The following is an 8,618-nucleotide window of genomic DNA, read 5'->3' on the forward strand; positions in this document are numbered from 1 at the left end:
CGTCTGGTACTCGATGGACGGCCTGCCCTCAAGTGCGTTGTGACGCATTGAGCCATCCTCCGCCCGACAAGCCGGAGAGCACCCTGTCGGAGCGTTGCCTAGCTTCACTTCCATGAACGCCATGCGTCTGGGCGAATGGGTGGAGCTCCTTCGGGAGAAGGCGGGCGGGATGCCGGGCCTGGAGGGCGTGGGAGACGGCCTGGCGGGCCTGGTGCTGGAGCCGGCCAGCCTCCAGCCCTACCTGCACTTCCGGCGAGGGCGCTACACGCGCAACCTCATCTACCGGGATGCCAGGTTGGAGGTGCTGCTGAACTGCTGGGACGCGGGCACCTTCTCCCCCATCCACGACCATGATGGGCAGGAGTGCTGGTTCAGCGTCCAGTCCGGGGCCTTCGTGCTGGAGAACTACCCCCTGGAAGCCGGGGGCCTGGGACCGGGGCCGGCCCGGCTGGGGCCTCCCGTCATGGTGGGGCCCGTGGGCTCGGGCTTCGTCGACTTCCGCTGCCCGGAGGCCCCCATCCACCGCGTCACCGCGGCGAGAGGCCCCGCCGTCTCACTGCACGTCTACGCGGGGCCGGTGGACCGGTGCCTCGTCTTCGACACGCGGCGGCAGCGCTGTGTCTCCAGGGAGCTGCGCTACCACTCCGTGTTCGGCCGCCCGCTGGCCCGGTTGCCGGAAGCGCCGGCATCCTCGGTCCCACTCTGAGCCGCCCAGGGGCCTGACGCTGTGAGCAGCGCGGCGTGGCACCGAAGCGTCCCGGTGCCACGCGACCGCGTCCTGGGAGGACGCGCTACCAGCTCGCTTCGGGCATGGGGGCGTAGAGCTCGCCGCGCGTGCCCTCGAAGAGGCCCATGCGAGTGCCCACGGCGTACACCTGGCGCACGCCCGCCACCAGGGTGGTCCAGGGGGACAGGACGCTGATGGAGGTGGCGTCGTCCTCGCTGTTGTCACCCGTCTGGCCCAGCAGCTCGGAGAGGAGCGCGGACGCGGGCTTCTTGCGCGGGTACACCTCCACGTTGACGCGGGCGTCGGCCGGCAGCTTCGCGGCCTCCTTCGCCAGCTCGAGCGCCTTCGGGTAGCCGCCCAGCGCATCCACCAGTCCGTGCGCCAGGGCGTCCTCGCCCGTCCACACGCGGCCCTTGGCCAGCGATTGCAGCTTCTCCAGCGGGAGCTTCCGGCTGGCCGCCGCGCGCGTCGTGAAGTCCGCGTAGATGCGGTCCAGCGACGCGGCCAGGCGGGCCTGCTGCTCCGGCGTGTAGTCCGCGTCCGAGCCAAACATCTCCGCGTTCTTCCCCGCGGCCACGCTGTCGAAGTTCACCCCCAGCTTCTCCCAGAAGCCCGCCGTGACGAACTTGCCCGCGTACACGCCGATGCTGCCGGTGAGCGTGCCCGGATGCGCGACGATGCGGTCCGCCTCCATGGCGACGAAGTAGCCACCGCTGGCGGCGTAGCTGCCCATGGTGACGATGACGGGCTTGCCCGCCTCCTTCGCGCGCTGCACCTCGCGGCGGACGGTGTCACTGGCCACGTAGCTGCCGCCCGGACTGTCCACGCGGAAGACAATGGCCTTCACGCGCGAGTCCTCGGTGGCCTTGCGCAGCGCCGCGGCGACGCTCTCCGCGCCCATGGACTGTCCGCCCGACAGCGGGTTGGACTGGTTCTTCCCGCGCATCACCTCGCCCACGCCGTACACCAGGGCAATGGTGTTGCCGGACACGTTCGGCCTGCCAGCGCGCTCCAGGTACTTCTTCACATAGAGAAAGCGCGCGCCCTCGCCGGCCTGCTCCTCCAGTTCGCCGAGCACCTCGTCCCGGTAGCGCAGGCCCGTCACCAGCTTCGCCTCCATCGCCTCCTGGGCCATCAGCGGCGCCTTGTCGATGAGGCCGCGCACGACGTCCTCCGTCAGCCCGCGGTCCTCGGCGATGCCGCGCACAATCTGGCCGAAGAGGCTGTTCGTGAAGCCCTCGGTGGCCTCGCGGTGCGGCGCGGTGAAGTCCTGCTCCGTGTAGGAGTTGATGGCGTTCTTGTACTCGTAGCGGGCGAAGTAGCGCGGCGTCACGCCCAGCCTGGTGAAGGCCTCGCGCGCGAAGGGCAGCTCGAAGGCGAGCCCGTTGATGTTCACGTCACCCGACGGCTGGATGTAGATTTCGTCGAAGGCGGACGCCAGGTAGTAGCCCAGCGTGCTGTTGCCCAGCTCGCCGAAGGTGTCGGAGTACGCCACCGCCTTCTTGCCCTTGGCGCGGAAGGCCTTCACCGCGTCGCGCAGCTCCTGCGTGGCGGCCGGCGTCCCCGGATGGCCGATGCGCACCAGCAGGGACTTCACGCGCGCGTCGTCTCCGGCCTTCTCCAGTGCCTCCACCACGTCACGCACCGTGGTGGGTTCCTCGCCAAAGGCCCCCACCAGCGAGTCCCCTCCCCCGTGCTCCGACAGCGGGTCTTCCAGGTCCAGCTCGAGCACGAGGTTGGAGGGCACGCCGGGCTTGCTCGCGGACGCGAGCAGCATCAGGCCCACGAGGCCCACCACGAAGAGGACAGACAGCGCGCCCACGAAGGCCAGCGCGCCGATGAAGAATCGTTTCATCCGAAGGGACTCCTGATGCCCGGGAGAGACAGGGTACGGCCCTGGCAAGGGGTGCTTACTACTAACGCGCGCGGGCGACGATGCTTGCGCGTCCCCGTGCTTTCCCTGCGTGACGGTACGCCCGCGGCCGGGCCGGGGATGGCCACCACAGGCCCTCGCCGAGCGGCGGAGGAGGCACGGAGGGCCGTGGCTGTCACGTCGGCGACGCCGGGTTGCTCGGAGTGCCACCGTTCGGGATGGGCTGGGGGACATCTCGGGTTAGAAGCCGGTGCACTCCCAGACGACCCGCGAGGACCGCATGAAGCGTCGTACCCCGCTCTCCCTGGTGGCGGCCCTGATGATGGTGGCCGGCACTCCAGTGTGGGCCCAGACTCCCGCCGCCGCCAACAAGGCCCCCGCCACCCAATCCGTTGTCACGAAGAGCAAGGCGAAGGGCCGCGTGCTCGCCCCCGTGACGAGCGTGGAAGGCATCTCCGAGTACCGCCTGCCCAACGGGCTGAAGGTGCTCCTCTTCCCCGACCCCACCAAGCCCACGGTGACGGTCAACGTGACGTACTTCGTGGGCAGCAAGCACGAAGGCTACGGCGAGACGGGCATGGCCCATCTGCTGGAGCACCTGATGTTCAAGGGCACGCCCACCACGCGCAACGTGCCCCAGGCGCTCACCGAGCGCGGCGCCCGGCCCAACGGCACCACCTGGCTGGACCGCACCAACTACTACGAGACGCTGCCGGCCTCCGACGCCAACCTCCGCTGGGCCCTGTCCTTCGAAGCCGACCGCATGGTCAACAGCTTCATCGCGAAGAAGGACCTCGACAGCGAGATGACCGTCGTCCGCAACGAGTTCGAGTCCGGTGAGAACGACCCGCGCGGCATCCTCTTCGAGCGCGTGATGAGCGCCGCGTACATCTGGCACAGCTACGGCAAGTCCACCATCGGCGCGCGCTCCGACTTGGAGAACGTCCCCATCGACCGGCTCCAGGCCTTCTACCGGAAGTACTACCGGCCGGATAACGCCATGCTGGTGGTGGCGGGCCGCTTCGACGAGGCCAAGGCCCTGTCGATGATTCAGGACACCTTCGGCAAGCTGAAGAAGCCCAGCCTGCCCCTGCCCGCCACGTACACCGCGGAGCCCACGCAGGACGGCGAGCGCGAGGTGCAACTGCGCCGCGTGGGCGACACCGCGCTGCTCACCAGCCTGTACCACGTGCCCGAAGGCGCGCACCCCGACTTCGCGGCCATCGACGTGCTGACGCTGGTCATGGGCAACAACCCCTCCGGGCGCCTCTACAAGTCGATGGTGGAGACGAAGAAGGCCTCGCGCGTGAGCGCGTCGAACCTCCAGCTTCGCGACCCGGGCATCATCGTCTTCAGCGCGGAGATGCGTGACGACCAACCGGTGGCCGCGGCCCGCGAGGCGCTGCTGAAGACGGTGGAGGACGCGTCCCGCACGCCGTTCACCGAGGAAGAGGTCAACCGGGCCAAGGCCACGTTGTCCAAGTACATCGACCTCACCATCAACAACTCCGAGCGCGTCGCCATCAACCTGTCGGAGTGGGAGGCCACCGGTGACTGGCGCCTGCTCTTCCTGCACCGCGACCGCATCGAGGCCGTGACGCCCGAGGACGTGACGCGCGTGGCGGCTGCCTACCTCAAGTCCTCCAACCGGACGCTGGGCACCTTCATCCCGACGCCGAAGCCGGACCGCGCGGAGCTGCCGGCGCCAGTGGACGTGGCGAAGATGATGGAGGGCTTCAAGGGCCGTGACGCCGTGGCGCAGGGCGAGGCCTTCGACCCGTCGCCGGCCAACATCGAGTCGCGCGTGCAGCGCGGTGAGCTGCCGGGCGGCGTGAAGTACGCGGTGCTGCCGAAGAAGACGCGCGGCAACATGGTGAACGTGTCCCTCACCCTGCGCTGGGGCACGGAAGAGGCGCTGCGCGGCAAGTCGGATGCGGCGCAGTACGCCGGACGCATGCTGATGCGCGGCACGAAGAAGCGCACGCGGCAGCAGCTCCAGGACGCGTTCGACAAGCTGAAGGCGCGCGTGGGCGTGGATGGCAGCAGCACCGGGGCCTCCGCCTCCATCGAGTGCCCGCGGGAGAGCCTGCCGGAAGTCCTCAAGCTGGTGGCCGAGGTGCTGCGCGAGCCCGCCTTCGACGAGAAGGAGTTCGCCATCCTGAAGCAGGAGCGGCTGGCGTCGCTGGAGTCCGAGCGCAGTGAGCCGCAGACGCTGGGCAACATCGCCTTCTGGCGTTCGCTGTCGGGCCACTACCCGAAGGGCCACCCCTACTACGTGGCCACGCTGGACGAGCGCATCGCCGGGGTGAAGGACACCACGCTGGAGCAGGCGCGTGCCTTCCACAAGGCCTTCTACGGCGCGTCGAATGGCGAGCTGGCCGTGGTGGGTGACTTCGAGCCCAAGGACATCGTGGCGCTCGCCGGCACCCTGCTGGGCGACTGGAAGAGCCCCGCGCCGTACCAGCGCGTGCAGCAGGTGCTCGGCGGCGGTGCGTCCGCGTCCGTCGCGCTGGAGACGCCGGACAAGGCCAACGCGTACTACATGGCGGGCCAGTCGTTGAAGCTCCGCAAGGACGACAAGGATTGGCCGGCGCTGGTGCTGGGCAACTTCGTGCTGGGCGGCGGCTTCCTCAACTCGCGGCTGGCCACGCGCATCCGTCAGCAGGACGGCCTCTCCTACGGCGTGGCCAGCAGCCTGGACGCGAGCGACGTCGACGAGGTGGGCACCTTCTTCACGTATGCCATCTACGCCCCGGAGAACGCGGCCCGGCTGGAGACGGCCATGCGTGAAGAGGTGACTCGCGCGGTGCAGAAGGGCTACTCGGCGGAGGAGCTGCAGAAGGCGCGCGCGGGCATCCTGGAGTACCGGCAGTCGGCGCGGGCGCAGGATGGCAGCCTCGCACGGCAACTCGCCAGCTACCTGTTCCTGGGCCGCACGCTGGCCTTCGATGCGGCGCTGGAACAGAAGCTGACCCAGCTCAAGCCGGAGGACGTGCGCAAGGCCATGGAGCGTCACCTGGACTGGACGAAGGTGACGCAGGTGCGCGCGGGTGACTTCGCCACCGCGCAGAAGAAGGCCGCGCCCGCCGCGAAGGTCCCGGCCGCGCCGTGACGCCGTAGTCCGTCACCCCTGTGAGGGAATCAAGCCCCGCGGTGCCCCTGTGGCGCCGCGGGGCTTTTGATTGAGAGGCTGAATGGCTTCAACCCTTGCCGCGCACTGCTTGCCAGAGACTGTGGAAGAGGCCGCCAAAGGAGCCCTGCTTGCTGTCATCTGGAGGGATGGCGCCGGTTTCCAGTACGGCGACGTGGGCGCGCACCTGTTTGAACTGCGCATCTCGGATGCTTGGCTCGTTGGCTCTGACGTCCGCGTCTGAGAAGAAGTGCCAGAGGGAGTGAGGGATGCCGAGCAGTTCCTCAGAAGCCTTGATGCGGTCCTGGACCTTCTGCGCCTCGTCGTACCAAAGGCGCTGCTCTGCCTTTGTCTGGGCAGGCAGCGCCATGAGACGTCGGAGGTCCTGAGCGAGCTCACGTGGGCCGTAGAGGGATGGGGATGAGGTATTCATGAGAGGCGACCCCGTGTGTGACGCGCCCTCCCCTCCCCTTCAACGCGGAGAGAGTGTGGCGAGGAACGCATCCAGCGCGGCGTTGAATCGCTCCGGTGCATCCATCATCAGCCAATGGCTGACACCCGAGAACACGGTGTGCGGCGTGCCCGGGTACAGGAGATGGTAGGCATTGGGCTGGATGAAGGCATCCACGACGAGCGTTTGGAGCGGGCCCTTGTAGCGTTCCAGCACACGGTCCGAATTGAACGTGAGCATGCTCTCCAGCGCGCCGACCACCACCTCGCGCGGCGTGGCATGCAGCCAGCGCATCACCGACTCGTGCGTGTGTGGCTTCGCGTTCTGGAGGATGGGGGTGAACCATGCGTCCATGAAGGCGCGGTAGGACTCGGGACGTGTGCCTTCGTGGAAGCCTTGGAGCTGTTCGAGCGGAAGCGGCGGCATCGTCCCCGCGGCATCCACGATGACGAGCCCGGCAAGCCGTTCGGGCCAGCCACGAGCGTACTCCGCCGCGACGTAGCCGCCGAAGCTGTGGCCCACCAGGACGAAGCGCTCCAGGTCCAGGGCCGTGGCCACCGCGTGGATGTCATGGGCCATGTCCTCGGCGCCGTAGCGGCCCTGGGCGTCGAGCGCCGAGTCGCCCATGCCACGCAGGTCGAACGACACGGAGCGCTGCTTCAAATGTGCTTGCTGCGCGGCCCATTGCTCACGCCGGGAGGCGTTGCTGTGGACGAAGACGACGGGGAGGTCCCCATTGCCAGTGTCGGTGACTGCGAGCTGGCCCGTGGGGCCCTGGACGGTGCGCGAGGTGGAAGTCATGGCGCGGAGGACGATGACACGATTCGCGGCCCGTGCGCTTGGACGCCCTCCCCTGCCTCCTGCTGGCGCGTGCGCGCCCGGAGCCCGAAGAACGCGGCGAGCCACGCAAGCAATGCCATGGCGACCATGACCCCGGCCATGGGCATCGCGGTGCCATTGTTGAACGTGCTCACGGCCCACGACGCGCCGGCCGCCGCGGTGAACTGGAGCGCGCCCAGCGCGGCCGACGCCATGCCCGCGCGCGTGGCATGCCGCTCCAGCGCAATCGCAGCCGCGTTGGGTCCCACCAGGCCCATGGCCGACACGAAGAAGAACAGCGTGACGGCGATGCCCCACAGGCCCATGAAGCCGGTCCACGCCACCGCCAGCACGGCCACCGCCGCGACGACGCACAGGCTCAATGCCAGACGCAGCAGCCGGTGCAGCGGCAGGTGTGTCACCAGCTTGCGGTTGAGCTGCGCCACCGCAATCAACCCCATCGCATTGACGCCGAAGAACCAGCCGAAGTGCTCCTCCGGAATGCCATACAGCGAGATGAACACGAACGGCGAGCCCGCGATGTACGCGAACATGCCCGCCTGCGCGAAGCCTCCGGCCAGTGCGGGGCCCACGAAGTCCGGGTCCTTCATCAATGCGCCCAGCCGGGAGCGCATCGTCTGCGAAGCCACGTGCGGCGGCGCCGTCTCCGGCAGCGACTTCAGCACGAAGGCCAGCGCCACCGCGCCCACCGCCGCCAGCACCACGAAGATGGCCCGCCATCCCGAGTACTGGAGCACCATTCCGCCCAGCAGCGGCGCGAGGATGGGCGCCACGCCCATGACCAGCATCAGCCGCGACATCGTCCGCGCGGCGTTGGCGCCGGACCACAAGTCGCGCACCACGGCGCGTGGAACGACCAATGCCACCGAGCCACCGAGCGCCTGCACGAAGCGCATGGCCACCAGCATGGACGCCGACGGTGCCAGCGCGCAGCCGAGCGAGCCCAGGACGTACAGCGCCAGGCCCGCGTAGAGCGGACGCGTGCGCCCGAAGCGGTCGATGAGCGGACCCGTGAAGAGCTGGCCCAGCGCCAATCCCGCGAAGCACGACGCGAGCGTGAGCTGGATGGCGGGCGCGGTGGATTGCAGGTCCTCCGCGATGCGCGGCAGCGCCGGCAGATACATGTCGATGGAGAGCGGTGCGAACGCGGTCAGCGTTCCCAGCAGCAACTCGAGGCCGAGTGTGCCCTTCTCAGTGGACTGGGTCGAAGGCGTGGTCATGGACTCCCTGGGCCGAGGGCCGAGCCCCGGCGAATAACCGGCTCCCCGCCTCCGCACCGTGAATGTGCCGCGCGCCCAGAAGCACGGTTGCTGGAAGGGAACGCCATGGCTGTACACACCACCGGCGAGCAGCCTCGTGGGCGGCCACTGGCATGTCAGACCCCCGGGTTATTCCTTTTCCCGTCGCGCACACGAAGGTGTCGGGCCCTGGCGGCCCGAGCTTGATTTCGCCACTGCGCCCTCACCGCACGGAGCGAGTCCACCTACCCGTGTACGCGACACCCGATTCCCCCGCGCGCGGCGGAGATGTGACGTCGCGCGCGGGGGAAAAGCGCGGTGCCAGGGCCATGGGGGCCAGGGGCCGCGCCAGCGTGGGG

Annotated in this window: 6 protein-coding genes; 2 read left to right on the top strand and 4 right to left on the bottom strand. The window is 69.0% G+C overall.

Annotated features, from left to right (window positions below; translation table 11 throughout):
- Window positions 1–112 precede the first annotated feature (112 nt).
- Complete coding sequence (locus tag FL344_RS26540; protein WP_141620481.1) at window positions 113–706, top strand: cysteine dioxygenase family protein; 594 nt, start codon at window positions 113–115, stop codon at window positions 704–706.
- Window positions 707–791: 85 nt separating this feature from the next.
- On the opposite strand, the gene sppA is transcribed toward FL344_RS26540, so the two are convergent.
- Window positions 792–2,582, bottom strand: coding sequence for a signal peptide peptidase SppA (sppA, locus tag FL344_RS26545; protein ID WP_228565388.1), 1,791 nt, complete (start codon window positions 2,580–2,582; stop codon window positions 792–794).
- 298 nt (window positions 2,583–2,880) lie between these two features.
- Between sppA and FL344_RS26550 the strand changes: the two genes are divergently transcribed.
- Entirely contained in the window at window positions 2,881–5,712 is a 2,832-nt protein-coding gene (locus tag FL344_RS26550; protein WP_228565389.1) for a pitrilysin family protein, read from the top strand.
- Between the two features lie 88 nt (window positions 5,713–5,800).
- Here the strand turns inward: FL344_RS26550 and FL344_RS26555 are convergent, their stop codons facing one another.
- From FL344_RS26555 to FL344_RS26565, 3 genes are all read right to left on the bottom strand, one after another.
- Complete coding sequence (locus FL344_RS26555; protein WP_141620484.1) at window positions 5,801–6,100, bottom strand: hypothetical protein; 300 nt, start codon at window positions 6,098–6,100, stop codon at window positions 5,801–5,803.
- A 102-nt stretch (window positions 6,101–6,202) separates the two neighbouring features.
- A complete protein-coding gene (locus FL344_RS26560) occupies window positions 6,203–6,982 on the bottom strand; it encodes an alpha/beta fold hydrolase (RefSeq protein WP_141620485.1) in 780 nt (259 codons plus the stop codon).
- Window positions 6,979–8,241, bottom strand: coding sequence for a multidrug effflux MFS transporter (locus tag FL344_RS26565; protein ID WP_141620486.1), 1,263 nt, complete (start codon window positions 8,239–8,241; stop codon window positions 6,979–6,981). Before FL344_RS26565 ends, FL344_RS26560 begins: the two co-directional genes overlap by 4 nt.
- Window positions 8,242–8,618 lie beyond the last annotated feature (377 nt).

This window comes from Myxococcus sp. AB036A (assembly GCF_006547355.1).
GTDB lineage: Bacteria > Myxococcota > Myxococcia > Myxococcales > Myxococcaceae > Myxococcus > Myxococcus virescens.